Source organism: Amycolatopsis decaplanina DSM 44594, assembly GCF_000342005.1.
GTDB lineage: Bacteria > Actinomycetota > Actinomycetes > Mycobacteriales > Pseudonocardiaceae > Amycolatopsis > Amycolatopsis decaplanina.
Map to the genome: position 1 here is coordinate 197,964 of NZ_AOHO01000078.1, position 14,661 is coordinate 212,624.

Annotated in this window: 13 protein-coding genes; 8 read left to right on the top strand and 5 right to left on the bottom strand. The window is 65.3% G+C overall.

Annotated elements, in window-relative coordinates; all coding sequences use genetic code 11:
* The first annotated feature begins 5 nt into the window (after positions 1-5).
* The 7 genes from H074_RS36045 (at position 6) to H074_RS36075 (ending at position 7,646) form a co-directional block, all read left to right on the top strand.
* Positions 6-662, top strand: a complete 657-nt coding sequence (locus tag H074_RS36045; RefSeq protein WP_007035037.1) for an O-methyltransferase — start codon at positions 6-8, stop codon at positions 660-662.
* The gene (locus H074_RS36050) at positions 659-1,684 is read left to right on the top strand and encodes an alcohol dehydrogenase catalytic domain-containing protein (protein ID WP_039924234.1); all 1,026 of its coding nucleotides are present in this window, start codon (positions 659-661) and stop codon (positions 1,682-1,684) included. Before H074_RS36045 ends, H074_RS36050 begins: the two co-directional genes overlap by 4 nt.
* Before the next feature lie 703 nt (positions 1,685-2,387).
* Entirely contained in the window at positions 2,388-3,002 is a 615-nt protein-coding gene (locus H074_RS36055; protein WP_007035039.1) for an LOG family protein, read from the top strand.
* A gap of 379 nt (positions 3,003-3,381) precedes the next feature.
* Complete coding sequence (locus tag H074_RS36060) at positions 3,382-4,575, top strand: phthiocerol/phthiodiolone dimycocerosyl transferase family protein (protein WP_007035040.1); 1,194 nt, start codon at positions 3,382-3,384, stop codon at positions 4,573-4,575.
* 73 nt (positions 4,576-4,648) lie between these two features.
* Complete coding sequence (locus H074_RS36065; protein WP_007035041.1) at positions 4,649-5,449, top strand: SDR family NAD(P)-dependent oxidoreductase; 801 nt, start codon at positions 4,649-4,651, stop codon at positions 5,447-5,449.
* Positions 5,446-6,417, top strand: a complete 972-nt coding sequence (locus H074_RS36070) for an aldo/keto reductase (protein WP_007035042.1) — start codon at positions 5,446-5,448, stop codon at positions 6,415-6,417. The genes H074_RS36065 and H074_RS36070 overlap by 4 nt, the downstream gene beginning before the upstream one ends.
* A gap of 20 nt (positions 6,418-6,437) precedes the next feature.
* Positions 6,438-7,646 carry a cytochrome P450 family protein gene (locus H074_RS36075; protein WP_007035043.1) on the top strand — a complete coding sequence of 403 codons (1,209 nt, stop codon included), beginning with the start codon at positions 6,438-6,440 and terminating at the stop codon, positions 7,644-7,646.
* A gap of 231 nt (positions 7,647-7,877) precedes the next feature.
* On the opposite strand, the gene H074_RS36080 is transcribed toward H074_RS36075, so the two are convergent.
* The 3 genes from H074_RS36080 to H074_RS36090 are packed head-to-tail and all read right to left on the bottom strand — an operon-like array spanning position 7,878 to position 12,001.
* On the bottom strand, positions 7,878-9,119 hold the full coding sequence (locus H074_RS36080) for an aminotransferase class III-fold pyridoxal phosphate-dependent enzyme (RefSeq protein ID WP_039924236.1): 1,242 nt from the start codon (positions 9,117-9,119) through the stop codon (positions 7,878-7,880).
* A 24-nt stretch (positions 9,120-9,143) separates the two neighbouring features.
* Positions 9,144-11,243 carry a transketolase gene (gene tkt, locus H074_RS36085; RefSeq protein WP_051072082.1) on the bottom strand — a complete coding sequence of 700 codons (2,100 nt, stop codon included), beginning with the start codon at positions 11,241-11,243 and terminating at the stop codon, positions 9,144-9,146.
* Between the two features lie 2 nt (positions 11,244-11,245).
* Positions 11,246-12,001 carry an SDR family NAD(P)-dependent oxidoreductase gene (locus tag H074_RS36090; RefSeq protein WP_039924298.1) on the bottom strand — a complete coding sequence of 252 codons (756 nt, stop codon included), beginning with the start codon at positions 11,999-12,001 and terminating at the stop codon, positions 11,246-11,248.
* A 207-nt stretch (positions 12,002-12,208) separates the two neighbouring features.
* On the opposite strand from H074_RS36090, the gene H074_RS36095 reads away from it, so the two are divergent.
* Complete coding sequence (locus H074_RS36095; RefSeq protein ID WP_007035047.1) at positions 12,209-12,859, top strand: PQ-loop domain-containing transporter; 651 nt, start codon at positions 12,209-12,211, stop codon at positions 12,857-12,859.
* On the opposite strand, the gene H074_RS36100 is transcribed toward H074_RS36095, so the two are convergent.
* Complete coding sequence (locus tag H074_RS36100; RefSeq protein ID WP_039924300.1) at positions 12,825-13,727, bottom strand: LysR substrate-binding domain-containing protein; 903 nt, start codon at positions 13,725-13,727, stop codon at positions 12,825-12,827. The two genes, H074_RS36095 and H074_RS36100, sit on opposite strands and share 35 nt — an antisense overlap.
* A 244-nt stretch (positions 13,728-13,971) precedes the next feature.
* Positions 13,972-14,655: a helix-turn-helix domain-containing protein gene (locus H074_RS36105; RefSeq protein WP_161630726.1), complete on the bottom strand. Its 684-nt coding sequence runs from the start codon at positions 14,653-14,655 to the stop codon at positions 13,972-13,974.
* Between the last annotated feature and the right edge of the window lie 6 nt (positions 14,656-14,661).

The window sequence follows — 14,661 nt, forward strand, 5'->3', positions numbered from 1 at the left end:
CAGCGATGACCCGTACCCTCTCCGCACCCCTGATCGAGTCAGGCGCCGTGTCGCGCCTCGAAGACCTGGAACTGGCCGGCGGGCTCGTCGCGAACTCGACTTTCGCGCTGGGGAACGTCGCCGAGATGCAGATACCCGCCGAGGAGGGCGCGCTTCTGACCTTCCTCGCCAGGTTCACATCCGCTCGGACGATCATCGAGGTGGGCGCCCTTACCGGCTATTCGACCATGGCGCTGGCCGAGGCCGTCGGTCCTGGCGGGTCGGTCATCACCTGCGGCAGCACCGGCAAATGGGCGCAGATCGCGAGAACCGCGTGGCAGCGAGCGGGTTTCACCGACCGGATCGAGCCCATTTTCGGCCCCGCAACCGAGACCATCCGCGCATTTCCCGAATGCCCCATTTTCGACCTGGCTTTCATCGACGCCGACAAGGCCCGCTACGTCGAGTATTGGGAAGCCCTGGTGCCCAGGGTCCGCCCCGGCGGACTGCTGATCGCGGACAGGATGATGTCACCACAGGAAACGGGGAACGCACGCGCGATCGGTGAGTTCGACGCATATGTGCACGCCGACCACCGGGTCGAGCCGGTCCTGCCCACGGTCACCGACGGAATCACCGTCGCACGCAAGAAACCCATACAACCGCAGGAGGCAGGACGATGAGAGCCGCGATATTGCGCGCACCGGGTCACGTAGACGTCGGTCACGTACCCGACCCCAGAATCGAACATCCGTCGGATGCCGTCGTGCGAGTGGTGGCCGCCGGGATCTGCGGAACCGATCTACGCGGCTACCAGGGGCGGCCCGGGCCGGTCCAGGGACCGGCTTGTGGACACGAGTTCGTCGGCGTGGTCGCCTCCGTGGGCCGGGACGTACGCACGGTGCGGCCCGGGCAACCGGTCGTGGCACCGTTCATGTTCTCCGATGGAGACTGCGTCCAGTGCGTTCGCGGCATGCAGAGTTCGTGCCAGAACGGCGGAATGTGGGGCGTCGCGGCGGGCGGTGGTCAGGCAGACGGCGTCCGTGTGCCCTTCGCGGACGGCACCCTGCTTCCCGTGCCGTTGGACGAGCACGACGAGCGGGTTCCGGCCGTGCTGACCCTGGCGGACGTGATGGCGACCGGCCACCACGCCATCCACGCGTCCGCGGGGCGCAAGCCCGCGACAGTCGCCGTCGTCGGCGATGGGGCGGTGGGCCTGTGCGCTGTCCTGGCGGCACAGCGAGCGGGCATCGAACGGATCTTCCTGATCGGCCACCATGAAATGAGACTGCGGATCGGACACAAGTTCGGCGCGACAGACCTCGTCAGCGCCCAAGGTGCCGAGGGCTGGACTCAGGTGATCGAAGCCACTGGCGGTGCCGGTGCCGACCTGGTGGTCGAGGCCGTCGGCGAGCAAGGTGCCATGGACACCGCGATGGCGGTATGCGCTGACGGCGGAGCCATCAGCACGGTGGGTGGACCGCACGGTGTCCTTGACTCAATGGCATGCTTCCTGCGGAACGTCACCGTCACCGGTGGCCTCGCGCCTGCCCGCGCTTACCTCCCGGCTTTGCTCGACGACGTCGTCGCCGGTCGCCTCGACCCGAGCCCGATCTTTGACCACACCGTCCAACTCGCCTGTGTGGACAGCGGCTACCAGGCGATGGTGGATCGCCAGGCGACCAAGGTCCTGATCACCTTGTGAGGTAGGGGGTACGGTGATCGTCCTATCGGCGTGAACTTCCTGTAACACTGATAGGAATCCGCATAAGCGGCACCAATGATCTGCCCCCTTGCGCCGCGATCATTCCCGAACGGACACATTCCCCCTCAGGGAAGGGTTTCGAGCGCGCAATCACCTCTACAGTACCGTGCGGGATAGGCCGATCCCTCGATGCGGCGACGCCCTCCTGATGACCAGAAGCCGCGTACTGCCACGACCGAAGGCTCCCCATGACGAACGCTTCGCACCGATCCACGTCAGGCAAACCCCGTCGGACGCCGGTCTACCGACTGCCGGGCACCAATGGCGAAGTGCGCATGGAGGCCCCTGGCGAGGAAATACGTGCCCGCGCGGCTCGAACCGTCTGCCGGTTGGCGCGGGATGAGAACGAACGTGCCGGCCTACTGGCGATGCTCGGCCTGACCGCAGTCGAGCATCGCCAGTAGGCAAAGACGATCGGACATCGGTTATCGATTCCAGCACCAGCATGCTCTAGCAATACGCCGACGTGCTGTCAAGTGTTTGCCCACCAACAGACTGCGCGTCTACCAAAAGTGCGAGATCGTGCAGGTTTTCCGGCGTATGCGCCACTCAAGAGTACTGTCTTGACATCTCGGGTTTCCTCGTCCCGCAGCCGCCGACTGAGACTCCCGATGCGGTGACAAGGGCACCAGGAGGTACTCCGGTGAAAAAGCGCATCAGTGTTTTCTGTGGTTCTTCGACGGGTAACGATCCGCGATATCTGCACCAGGCCGCGGCCGTCGGCGCCCTGCTCGCCGAACGAGGCGTTGGTGTCGTATACGGCGGCGCGGGATACGGGACGATGGGCGCGCTGGCCGATGCGGCGCTCGCCGCCGGGGGCGACGTCATCGGCGTGATCACCAGGGAATCCGCCGGAGGCGCGGCCCCGCATCGCGGTATCAACCAACTGCAGGTGGTCGCCGATACGCATGCGCGCAAGGCCAGGATGTTCCAGCTCTCTCAGGGATTCATCGCCCTGCCAGGGGGAGCCGGAACACTGGAGGAGCTCTTCGAGGTGTGGAACTCGGCGGATCTGGGCATGCACGCAAAGCCGATCGGCCTGCTGGACACCAACGGCTACTACCGAATGCTGCTGCGATTCACCGACCATATGGTGTCCGAAGGATTCCTGCGTGAGAAATGCCGGGATCGGCTTCATATCGAGGTGAATCCCGCGGCTCTGCTGGACAAGGTCATGGCGGGGCTAGAGCCGCAGAACCATTACGGGAAACCTGCCACCAGGCCTGCCGAACCCGGGCTCTTGTCGGGAATCGGCTGATCTGCTGACGCCGTGACCTGAGGGACGGCTGGCGGCAGAGGTCGAGTACACCCCGCCACCAGCCGTTGACCCGGTGTTCCCTTTCCAGGAGAACAGACCCGTGGAACATCGACGGTGTCTCTCCGGCATGTTTGCCCCATTAGCCCCCGATCGCTGGCCGAATCGCGGCCGACCCCGGGGTCACGCGTGCGGACCACGCGCAGGCCCGTGGCCGCCACGTTCGGGCGACGCGAGCACCCTTGGTTCATCTGGCCATGTCCGACCGGTCACCCCTCCCAGAAAACCGGGCAGGCTTTACACACTGCGCGTTGACCACCGTTCCGGTGATGAGGGACGTTCCCAACCACCAACCGATGTCTCTGAATGTAAGCAGGAAGCGATGACTACCACCGAACGGCCGCTGACGGTCAGCGAGACCGCTTTCATCCTCGCGGGATTCGGCCCGGTCGTGGTCCGCACCGCCTTCACCGGGCAGTTCGATCCCGTACTGCTCGAAAGCGCGTGGCAGCGGCTTGGCCGCGAGTACCCGCTGTTGCGCTGCGGGATTCTCGGAAGCCCGGACGGATTCCTGGTGGCCTTGCGGGACAGCATGCCGAAGGTGGCCGTCGGCGCGGACACGTTCGAACACGAGATCTCTCAGCGGCTCGAAGATGGCGCGATCAGCCGGTTGTCCCTATACGAGACGACCGACACGACTGTCCTGGCCCTCGCGGTCGACCATTCCGTTTCCGACGCACGCCTGGTGCAGGCGCTGTTGCGCTCTCTGCTTCGTATCTACACCGCCCTGCTCCGCGACGAAGTCCCGCCCTCGGCGCCACGCCCGGTGTTCGAAGCGGGGTTGGAAGAGCTCTTCTCCGGACGCTACGAGCCAGGATGGCCTGAGCCGCACGGTGTGCCGGGCGAGCCCGCGGTCCTTCCGGGTGGCTCTGGTGAACCACCGTCGGGCATCGGGGTGCACCACCTCGAGTTCGAGCCCGAGCACACGGCCGAGGTGGTGGCGTTCGCCCGCGCAAGCCGGATCTCGGTCACGGGATTGTTGTGTGGAGCGCTTTCCAAAGCGGTACTGGCGCGATTGCCCGAAGAGGACGGCCCGCGACCGGTCACCTTCTGCATTCCGGTGGATATGCGTGCACGACTCGATCCACAGATCGCTCCAGACGCCCAGCTGTGTGGCGCCCTTCCTACGCTGGTCACCGTCCCGGTCGCCGCCGACGACGAACCGCTCGACGTCGGGCAACGCGTCGCCGCCGAGCTGCTCGCGGGTCTCGGCCGGGATGAACCGCAGCGTGTCCTGCTGGCCCGATGCCTCACCCCCGCACCACCGCCGCCCATGACCTTCATGGTCTCGAACATCGGTGTCGTGGAGGACCCCGTGCTGCCCGAAGGGCTGCGCGTCACCGGTAGCCAGTTCGCCGCGACGCTGCACGGCCCGGTCCCCGCGATGTTCGTGACGACGGTGAGTGGACGCCTCACTGTCGACATCGTCTACGACCGTGCTTTCCACAACTCCGGGGAAATCGGTGAGGTCATGGCTTCGGTCGAGGCCACACTGCGCGCTCCTGTGAGCCGATGACCAGGACGGCTCCCCCGCCACCACCTCCGACCCGCCCGAACAGCAGTTTCGACACCGACGGAAGTGATACCTCATGCGGGATTCGACGGTTCTCGTCACCGGTGGCGGGAAGGGCTTGGGTCGTGCGTTCGCCGAGGCACTGGGACAAGCGGGCGCGCGGGTCTTCATCACCGGGCGGGATGCCGCGACACTGGAAGAAACCACCGAAAAGCTGACCGCTGACGGGATCCTCGTCGAGGCCATGCGCGCCGACGTCGTCGACGGCGGCGCGATGAAGGACGTCGTCACGCGGATCATGGCCATCACCGGACGGCTGGACGTGCTCGTGAACAACGCCGTCGATCCCGGCCCGGTCGGACCGACCGCCGACGTCGACTTCGACGCCTGGTGGCGCACCCAGCAGGTCAACGTCGCCGGTCCGCTGGTCACCGCACAGGCCGCGCTGGCGGTGATGATCCCGGCAGGCCGCGGCAGGATCATCAATCTCGTCAGCCCGGCCGGAATCAAACGCTGGCCGTACGCCACCGCCTATTCGGTGTCCAAGGCGGCCCTGCTCAAACTTTCCGAGAACCTGGCGGCCGAACTGCGGTCCACCGGTGTCACCGTGCTCAGCTACAACCCCGGCATCGTCGACGCCGGGCTGACCCGCGAGGGCATGCGGTTCGTGGGCAACACCGACGACCCCTGGCTCGACCGGATCGGCCGCTGGGCGATCGAAGCCCGCGACTCGGGTGCCTTCACCCCACTCGACACCGCCGTCAAAGCGTTGGTGCGGTTGGCAAGGGGCGACGCCGACGTCCTTACCGGACTCGTCGTCAACGCCGAGGACGACCTCGATGCGCGAATTTCCGAGCGAAGGGCATCGTCACGATGAAGGAATCACGCCGACTCGGCGAAGGCGACCTGATCGTTTCTCCTTTCGGCCTGGGTACGTCGACCTGGGGCACTACGACCGACTTCGACGTCGCGACGAGCCAGATGAGCACCTATCTCGCGGCGGGCGGCAATCTCCTGGACACCGCCGACGTCTATGGCGATGGCCATGCCGAGCGGTTCATCGGCCGGATGCTCGGTGCGGGCCTGATGCGTGATTCCGTCGTACTGACCACGAAATCCGCGGCGGTCATCGTCGACGGGAAGCCTTTCGCGGACGCCTCACGCGGCTACCTGCTGAGCGCGCTGGACGCTTCACTTTCCCGGCTGGGCACCGATCACGTCGACCTGTGGCAGGTGCATGCGTGGGACAGGAAGGTTCCGATCGACGAGACCCTCGAGGCCATCGATACCGCGATCGCCTCCGGAAAAGCGCGCTTCGCCGGTGTGTGCAATTACTCGGGTTGGCAAACCGCCGTCGCCGCTGTCCGGCAGGCAAGCAAGAACGGCCGGCCGCTGGCCAGTGCCCAGGTCGAGTATTCGCTCCTCGAGCGAGGCATCGAGCGTGAAGTCGTGCCCGCGGCGAAGCATCAGAGCCTCGGGATCCTCCCGTGGGCGCCCTTGGGCAGGGGTGTGCTGACCGCGAAATACCGGCACGGTGTACCGGAGAAGCGGGCCGGGAGCCGGTTCTTCAAGTGGTATGTGGGCAGGCATCTCAATGACCGGGCGGCCGGAATCGTCGAGGTCGTGGCCTCCGTCGCCGACGAACTGGGAGTGACCCCGGTTTCCGTGGCGCTGGCGTGGGTTCGTGATCGTCCGGGCGTGGTCGCCCCGCTGGTCGGCGCGCGGACCACGGAGCAACTCGAAGAATCTTTGGCCGGCGCGGATCTCTGCCTGCCCGAGGAGCACCGGCTCAGGCTCGACGAGGTTTCCAAGCCTCGGCGCGGCTATCCGGAAGTCAGTATCTGACCTGACGGCAGGAGGCTGTCATGACCGAGAACCGACCGAAATACCTCGCGACGCCCCGATACACCGCCTGCCCCTACGCGGTGTTCGACGGATTGCGGGACACGGCGCCCGCGGTACCCGTCCAGGTCAACGGTTTCCGGATGTGGGCAGTCACCCAGTACGCCGACGTCCGCAAGATCCTCGCCGATCCCGGCGCGTGCAAGGACATCGTGCAGCACCGGAAGAGAGTCGTCCCGCAGTCCATTCTCCGCCCCGACCACAGCGCCAAACTCGCGCACAGGTCGCGGCGCAGCCTGCTCGATCGCGACGGCCCCGACCATCGCAGGCTCCGGGCACAGTTGAGCGGTGAGTTCAGCACGACGCGTGTCGCCCGGCTGCGGCCCGCCATCGAACGGACCGCCACCTCCCTGATGGATCGCCTGCCACTCGGCGAACCGGTCGACCTGGTCACCGCCTATGCCCGGCCGCTGGTGACCACGGTGCTGGCCGATCTGCTCGGACTTCCCGAGCACGAACGCGGAGAGTTCCCCGGCTGGCAGATGTCGATGCTGACCGGCAACAGTGTCGCCGAGGCGGAAAACGGCGCTCACCAACTGCACGAACTCGCCCTCCGCATGATCGAAGTGAAGAAGCGCGAACCGGGAGACGACCTCTTCACGCGCCTGCTGCGGATCCACGAAGCGGACGGCGCCATGGACGCCGACGAACTGGCCTCCACCTACGTGGTACTGCTCATCGGCGGCTCGGAACCGGCGACCAGCATCGGCACCGGACTCGCTTTGCTGCTCGACCGGCCGGACGCGGTGAAGAAGCTGATCGCCACGCCGGAACTGTTCGGCCAGGCCGTCGAAGAGATCGTGCGTTACGAGTCTCCGTTCAAACTGCTCCCCCCGCGGTTCTGTGAAAAGCCCGTCGAAGTGGACGGGGTGACGATCCCGCCCGGTGAGATGATCGCCGTCTCACCCGGTGCGGCGAATCGCGACCCGGCCCGGTTCCCGGACCCGAACACCTTCGACATCGAGCGCGACACGCGCGGGCATCTGGGGTTCGGGCACGGGGCGCATCGCTGTCTCGGCGCCACCTTGGGCAGGCTGGAAACCGAGATCGCACTGCGCATGCTGATCACCAGATTCCCGCGAACCCGACTCGCGGCGGCACCCGAAGACCTGATCTGGCGTCCCGGCTCTTTCATGCGACGGCTTGACGGCTTGCCGGCGATTCTCGACTGAATCGGCTTCACGTACTTGCCTCCAGTGACCGCCGGCCTGGCCCGGGCGTGGCGCGTGGTGGGGTTGTTGATCGCCACTCACGCCCCCTCACCAAACCATGCAATAGGCCCAAACTGGACACTCGCAGGTCAAGTGCACATCGCGGACAGCCCGAGGAGCGCCAGGGATCCCTGGCGAGTCCGCTCCCGCCGTCGGCTCCGCCACGCCATAATTCGACTTGCCCTCGATATACTAGTTCGGAGACAGGCCGCCGACGGACCGCGCGATAGCGGCGAACGCATCCTCGGTTCGATCGAGTATTTCGTCGATGTCACTTTCCGTGTGCGCGGCGGACAGGAACCAGTTGTGCGTGGGATGCAGGTATACGCCGCGTGTCACCGCCTCACGTGCCCACCGCGTTGCCACCGTGAATTCCGGATCTCCGGCGAAGGTCAGCAGGGGCATTTGCACCGGTCCGGTCTGGTTGACCTCGAGCCCGTGCCGCTTGGCCTGAGCATCAAGCCCGTCCCGCAACCGTTGTCCCGCCCGGTCCATTCTGACCAGCGCATCAGTCTCGCGAAGCTCGGTCAACGTGGCGACGGAAGCCGCCATCGACACCGCCGAATACCAGAAGGACCCGGTCACGTAGACGTCGGAGGCCGCGTCGCGGAGTGCAGCGATTCCGGTGACGGCCGCGAGGGCATAGCCGTTCGCCATTGCCTTCGACCACGCCGCCAGATCCGGTCTCACTCCGAGAGGTTCCCAGCTACCGCCGAGACTGAGGCGGAACCCGCAGCGGACGTCGTCCAGGATCATCGCTGCGCCCGTGCGGTTGCACAGGGCACGAACGGCACGCGCGAACTCCGGATCGGCCAGCTCTTGATCCCGCCGCACGTCATGTCGGAAAGGACAGACGACGATCGCCGCGAGGTCGCCACCCGCCCGGTCCACCGCGGCTCCCAATGAAGCGATGTCGTTGTACTCGAAGTGGTCGACATGCGCACGGTCCTCCACGGTGACCCCGCTCTTCCCCGGGGTGCACCAAGGCACCGCGCCGTGATAAGCGCCGTGGGCGGTCAGCACCTTGCGACGTCCGGTGGCCGCCCGCGCAATCGTCACGCAGGTGGTCGTCGCGTCCGTGCCGTTCTTCGCGAACATCGCCCAGTCCGCGGAGGGCACCGTGTCCACCAGCAGCTCGGCCAGTTCCACCATCACCGGTGCGGCGCCGTTGACACAGTCGCCAAGGCGAGTCTGTTCGTCGGCGGCCCGGCGCACGGCGGGGTGGGCATAGCCGAGAACCACCGGTCCCCAGCCGCACATGAGGTCGAGATACTCCCGCCCGTCCGCGCCGGTGAACCGGCAGCCGTGCGCCTCCGTCACGTACTGCGGATGGTCCTCACTGAGCAAGACACGGGTCATATGGCCGTACATACCGCCGGGAATCACCGCCGCCGCTCGGTTACGCAATGACTTTTCCAGGGGGTCAGTCGTCATTACCTACTCCGCTCCGGATGATGTTCAGATCGTGGTGTGGACGCGGGCGGCTTCGATGGCTTCGCGCGCGCCGGCGACAACGGCTTCCGGTGTCAAACCGAAGCGCCGGTATAGCAACTCGTAGGGACCGCACTCGCCGAAACGATCGATGCCGACGACTCGGCCGGCGTCGCCGACGAATCGGTGCCAGCTCAGTGACGCCGCGGCCTCGATCGCGACACGGGCTCGAACCGTCCTCGGCAGGACGGATTCCCGGTAGGTGGCGGGTTGTTCGCAGAACCATTCGACGCAGGGCATCGAGACGACACGGGTCGCGGTCCCGTCGTCTTCCAGGATCTGCTGGGCCCGCAGCGCGATCTGGACCTCTGATCCCGTGGCCATGAGGATGACCGCCGGGTCGTCGGTGGCCTCGTGCACGACGTAACCACCGCGTGCCGCATCAGGGTTGATCTCCAGCACCGGCGTCGCTTGCCTGGTCAGCGCGATGCCGTGCGGTGCGGGACGCTCGGATTGCCTGCGCAGGATCTCCTCCCACACCACCGCGGTTTCGTTGGCGTCGGCGGGGCGTACGACGTTGAACCCCGGCATGGCACGCAGTCCGGCCAGTTGCTCGATCGGCTGGTGGGTCATGCCGTTCTCGCCGACCCCGATCGAATCATGCGACCAGAGGTGGATCACGGGAAGCCCCATCATCGCCGCCATCCGCAGCGCAGGCTGCATATAGTCGGCGAAGACCAGGTAAGTGCCACCGTAGATCCTGGTTCCTCCGTGCAACGTCACGCCGTTCATGATCGCGCCCATCGCGTGTTCCCGGACTCCGAAGTTGACCGTCCGGCCGTACCTGTCACCCCCGGGAAGCGGGTTGCCCTCGGGAAGGAAATGCGAGCTCTCGTCGATCGTCGTGTTCATCGAGGCGGCCACATCCGCGGCACCACCCCACAGTTCGGGCACAACACCGCCCAAAGCGGTGAGCACCCGCCCGGAAGCCACACGCGTGGGGATGTACTCTCCTGGCTGGAAGATCGGCACTTTGGAGCGCCAGTGAGGAGGCAGCGACTTCGCTTGAATACGGTCGAACTCTTCCGCACGCAGAGGATGCTCTCGGCGCCACCGTTCGAACCGCTTCTCCCACGACTGCCTCAGGGCCTGGCCTCGTTCCCGCGCTCGCCGCGTGTACTCGATCACCTCTGGATCGACGTCGAAGAACCGTTCGGGGTCGAAACCCAGCAGTCGCTTGGTGGCCGCCAGTTCTTCGGTCGTCAGTGGTGTGCCGTGCGCGACGGAAGTACCGCCTACCGTAGGAGCGGGCCAGCCGATGGTCGTTCTGAGAACGACGAGCGACGGTCGATCGAGAATGGACTTGGCCTCGATCAAAGCGGCAAGGAGCTCCTGCGGAGCGATGTCTCCGGACGGAGCCGGCTCGACTTCCAGCACGTGCCAGCCGCATGCCTCGTGCCGTGCGACCACGTTCTCGGACCAGGCCGCGAGCGTCGAACCGTCGTTGCAGATCCGGTTGTCGTCGTAGAGAAAGACCAGATTGCCCAGCTTCTGGTGGCCCGCGAGCGAAGTGGCCTCGAGGTACACGCCTTCTTGTAGGTCGCCATCGGAGACCATCGCCCAGATGGTGTGGTCGAAGACCGACTGACCGGGTTCCGCGCCGGGATCGAACAGGCCGCGTTCGTAGCGGGCGGCCATGGCCATGCCGACCGCCGTCGCCGCGCCCTGGCCCAGCGGACCGCTGGTGGTCTCGATTCCAGCGGTCAGCCCGAACTCGGGGTGTCCCGGCGTGACGGACCCCCAGGTCCGATAAGCCTCGATGTCGGCCAGCTCCAGCCCGTATCCTGTCAAGTAGAGCTGGATGTACTGACTCAGACACGCGTGGCCCGCTGACAGCACGAAGCGATCGCGCCCACTCCAATCGGGTTGTGAAGGATCGTGTCGCATCACGGATTGGAACAACAAGTGGGCCGCCGGAGCCAGGCTCATGGCGGTGCCTGGATGTCCACTTCCCGCGCGGTTCACCGCGTCCATCGCAAGCACTCGCGCCGTGTCGACGGCTCGTTGCTCCACCGCGGTCCAGCTGAATTCTTGCACGACTTCCTTTCTCGACTGACTGAAGGCCATCGTCAGCGCAGGTAGAGCCCACCGTTGATGTCGATCGTCGCGCCGGTGATGTACGCGGCTTCGATGCCGCACAGAAACGCGACGGTCGCCGCTACTTCCTCCGCCGTTCCCATCCTGCCGACAGGAATGCCGCTGACGACCTCGGCTATGAGCGCTGGATCGACCTCACCGCGAATATCGGTGTCGATCAGTCCCGGGGCGACGGCGTTGACGGTGACTCCCGCATGGGCGCATTCCCTCGAGACCGCACGAGTGAGGCCTGCGACGGAACTCTTGGCAGCCGCGTAGTGGGCGCCGCCGAACACACCTCCGCCATTCTGCGCACTGACCGAGGTGATGTTGACGATGCGACCGGCCTTTCGTCGCATCATGTCAGGAACCATTCTCTGCATCATGTTCACCGTGCCGGCCACACTGACGTCGACGACGGCGTTCCAGGACGCCACATCGATATCGACGAACCTGCCGGGGTCGGTGATACCCGCGTTATTGACCAGGACGCCGACCGGCCCTAATCGCTCATCCACCTCGCCGGCGGCTTCATCGACCGACTTCGGGTCTGTCACATCACAGCTCACGCCAACGGCGGGAATTCCGTATTTATCGGATATCTCGGCCGCGTACTCGCGAGCGGTGACCAGATTCCGGCCGAGCAACGCCACGGGATGACCGTTCTCGGCGAGTCTTAACGCAATGGCGCGGCCGATGCCACGCGCCGTGGTCGCTCCGGTGACTACCGCCGCAGGAATGTTCGCCATGTCCACCTTGCCCCCATTTTCGCCGCAGTACCGACTCTTTGTTCACTTGAGCGTCGCATGGCGGGGAAGCCGACGAAAGTCCCCATTCCGTTGCGCGGAACGCGAGCAACTTCTCCGTTCTGATCGACGGAACATCACCTTGTCAAGGTGATCCCGAGGAGGCACTGTGAACCGTGAGCAGTAAATGCCATGCACAGGAAAGGACTCATGTCGATCATCGATCTCGTCGGTTATGTCGCCGGACTGAGTACTGCCGGATCGCTTGTCCCGCAGATTTTCCGGATTCTTCGCACGACTCGCAGTGCGGACCAGCTGAGCATCGCCTTTCTCGTGATCCAAGGCGTCGCAATCGGGTTGTGGCTCGTCTACGGGCTCAGGTTCGGACAGGCACAGGCCTTCCAGTATGCACAGATCGCCGCGATCGGTCCCGTCCTGATCCTCGTCTGCCTGACCGTCCGGTTCGGCAACCGGTCTTCTCGGGACGCGGCCCTCGGCATCACAGTGATCCTCGGTCTCCCGCTGGCCTCGCAGGTGACCGAGCTCCCGACGGCGCAAGTCGGCTGGGTCGCGGTCACGGCGACGACGACCGCACTGGTGCCACAGGTGCTCCGGCTGCGATCCGTCTCGAACTCGAACGAGATATCGGGCTGTTTCATGGCCATTTTCGCGGCCCGGCTTTCCCTGTGGTTCATCTACGGGGTTTCGTTGGGGAACACCTTTTTATGGGCGGCTCAGGTGGTCACCGCACCCGCACTGCTGTACCTCGCGATCCTGGTCGCGCGCCGGCGGCGTGCCACTCGCCACCAAAGCCTCCCGCCCCCACCTATCCGTTCGCGAGTGGGCGCGGTACCGAAGTGATCTCGTCCAACGCCGCGAGAACAGCGGACATCATCGGAGCCACCTGTGACTTCCGCCAGGCCAAGGCCAACCGAACGGATGCCACACCGGTGAGTTCCCGGCAGATGATGCCTGGCATCGGCAAACCCCCCGCCGATGCCGGAACGACGCCGATCCCGAGTCCGCCGGCGATGAGCGCGAGCACCGTCGCCGTACTGGACGCCCCATGCCTCTCACGGGGTGTGAATCCGGCATCCAGGCATCCGCGCAGCACAAGGCGACTGACCGCCGAATCCACCTCCCGGCAGGTCACGAAGTCTTCGTCACGCAAGTCGGCCATCGTCACCACCGACTTCCCAGCCAACCGATGCCCCGCGGGCACCACCACGATCAACGACTCGCTCCCGATCACCTTGGCATCGAGTCCGTCGCCGGTGAGCGGGGCGTGCAGGATTCCTATATCCAAAGTGCCGTCCCGCAGCCTGTCACATTGAAGGGAAGTGGAGAGGTCGTTATGAATCTCCACTTTGATCTCGGGCAACCGCCGCTTGATCGCCTGTAGGACGGCCGGAAGATGAGCGACGGTGGACGCTCCGGTGAATCCGACCCGGACAAGCCCCAGATGGCCTTCCCCGATCAGCCGGACACCGCGGATCCCCAGATCCACCCCCTGGAGTATCCGTCGCGCTTCCCCCAAGAAGAACTCGCCCGCCGGGGTAAGGCGAACCTGCCGGGTGGTGCGCGCCAGCAACGACACGCCGAGTTCGTCTTCCAGCTGGCGGATCGCGGAGGAGAGCGCGGATTGGGCCATATGCAGAAGCCTGGCCGCCCTGCCGAAATGACACGTATCCGCCACTGCGGCGAAGTAACGCAGGTGCCGCAGCTCCACCTTGGTCTTCATAGGCTCCCCTCTTCCGCGTCGTGCGCGATCCGCCCTCGACAGCCGGGCCTGATACGAATTTCTCCGGACCGAACGAAGGAAGCAAGAACTTTGCTGAAAGAGGCACAGAAAAGGCATGTTTTAACCCTGGCGAAGCCTCGACTGTTGAGCCATCCGGCCGAATAGACGCCCTGCGGTCCCGTCTCGGCCATCCAGGCGGCCGTACATTCAGGCGAGCCGCCCGAACCGCGGGTCAGCTGACCCACCGACCGCGCTCGTGCTCACACCGGTAGGCGATGGACGACATCTTTTCCCTTATGTCGGCTCGGAATACCGCCATACGGGGCCCGGACAAGGAGATCGCTGCCAGCCGATCTCCGCGGATCATGATGGGTACCGCGGCGGTGAACAGCTTGTGGTGCGTCATACCGTCATCGAAGGCAATCCTGGGGGCGACACGCTCGGTTGGCGATTCCTGCCGCCTGCTCCAAAGCACTGCCTGCCCGGCTGCCACTTGGTGCGCCTGCCACCGTCGCCTGAAGTCGATCGGCCTGCTGAGCATGCTGTCACCCGGCGGCTCGAACTGGTCGACACAGCGGACTACACGGTCCTCGACGACCATCAACTGAACCAGCATGTGCGTCGACTCGTACAAGGACAACATGCCCTTCAGTGCGTGACGGCGCACGACCGCGTGACCGTCACCGGCCATACCCATCGTCGAATCGCGATCGCTCAGTTCGTATCCCGCGGTCGTGCGGCGGACCACTCGTTCAGCCTCGAGAGTATGCAGTAGACGATGCGCAGTTGTCTTGGCCAAGCACACTCCCCTGGCTATCTCAGCGAGCCCGCATGGAATTTCTTTCTGCCCCAGAAAGCGAATGATCAGAGTGATTTTACCCACGATATTGCGCGATTTATTCGATGAATTCGCCACATCCAC

Coding starts and splice junctions, on each gene's coding strand:
- H074_RS36045 (WP_007035037.1), top strand. CDS start 6: ATGACCCGTACCCTCTCCGCACCCCTGATCGAGTCAGGCGCCGTGTCG.
- H074_RS36050 (WP_039924234.1), top strand. CDS start 659: ATGAGAGCCGCGATATTGCGCGCACCGGGTCACGTAGACGTCGGTCAC.
- H074_RS36060 (WP_007035040.1), top strand. CDS start 3,382: ATGACTACCACCGAACGGCCGCTGACGGTCAGCGAGACCGCTTTCATC.
- H074_RS36065 (WP_007035041.1), top strand. CDS start 4,649: ATGCGGGATTCGACGGTTCTCGTCACCGGTGGCGGGAAGGGCTTGGGT.
- H074_RS36070 (WP_007035042.1), top strand. CDS start 5,446: ATGAAGGAATCACGCCGACTCGGCGAAGGCGACCTGATCGTTTCTCCT.
- H074_RS36075 (WP_007035043.1), top strand. CDS start 6,438: ATGACCGAGAACCGACCGAAATACCTCGCGACGCCCCGATACACCGCC.
- H074_RS36080 (WP_039924236.1), bottom strand. CDS start 9,119: ATGACGACTGACCCCCTGGAAAAGTCATTGCGTAACCGAGCGGCGGCG.
- tkt (WP_051072082.1), bottom strand. CDS start 11,243: ATGGCCTTCAGTCAGTCGAGAAAGGAAGTCGTGCAAGAATTCAGCTGG.
- H074_RS36090 (WP_039924298.1), bottom strand. CDS start 12,001: ATGGCGAACATTCCTGCGGCGGTAGTCACCGGAGCGACCACGGCGCGT.
- H074_RS36095 (WP_007035047.1), top strand. CDS start 12,209: ATGTCGATCATCGATCTCGTCGGTTATGTCGCCGGACTGAGTACTGCC.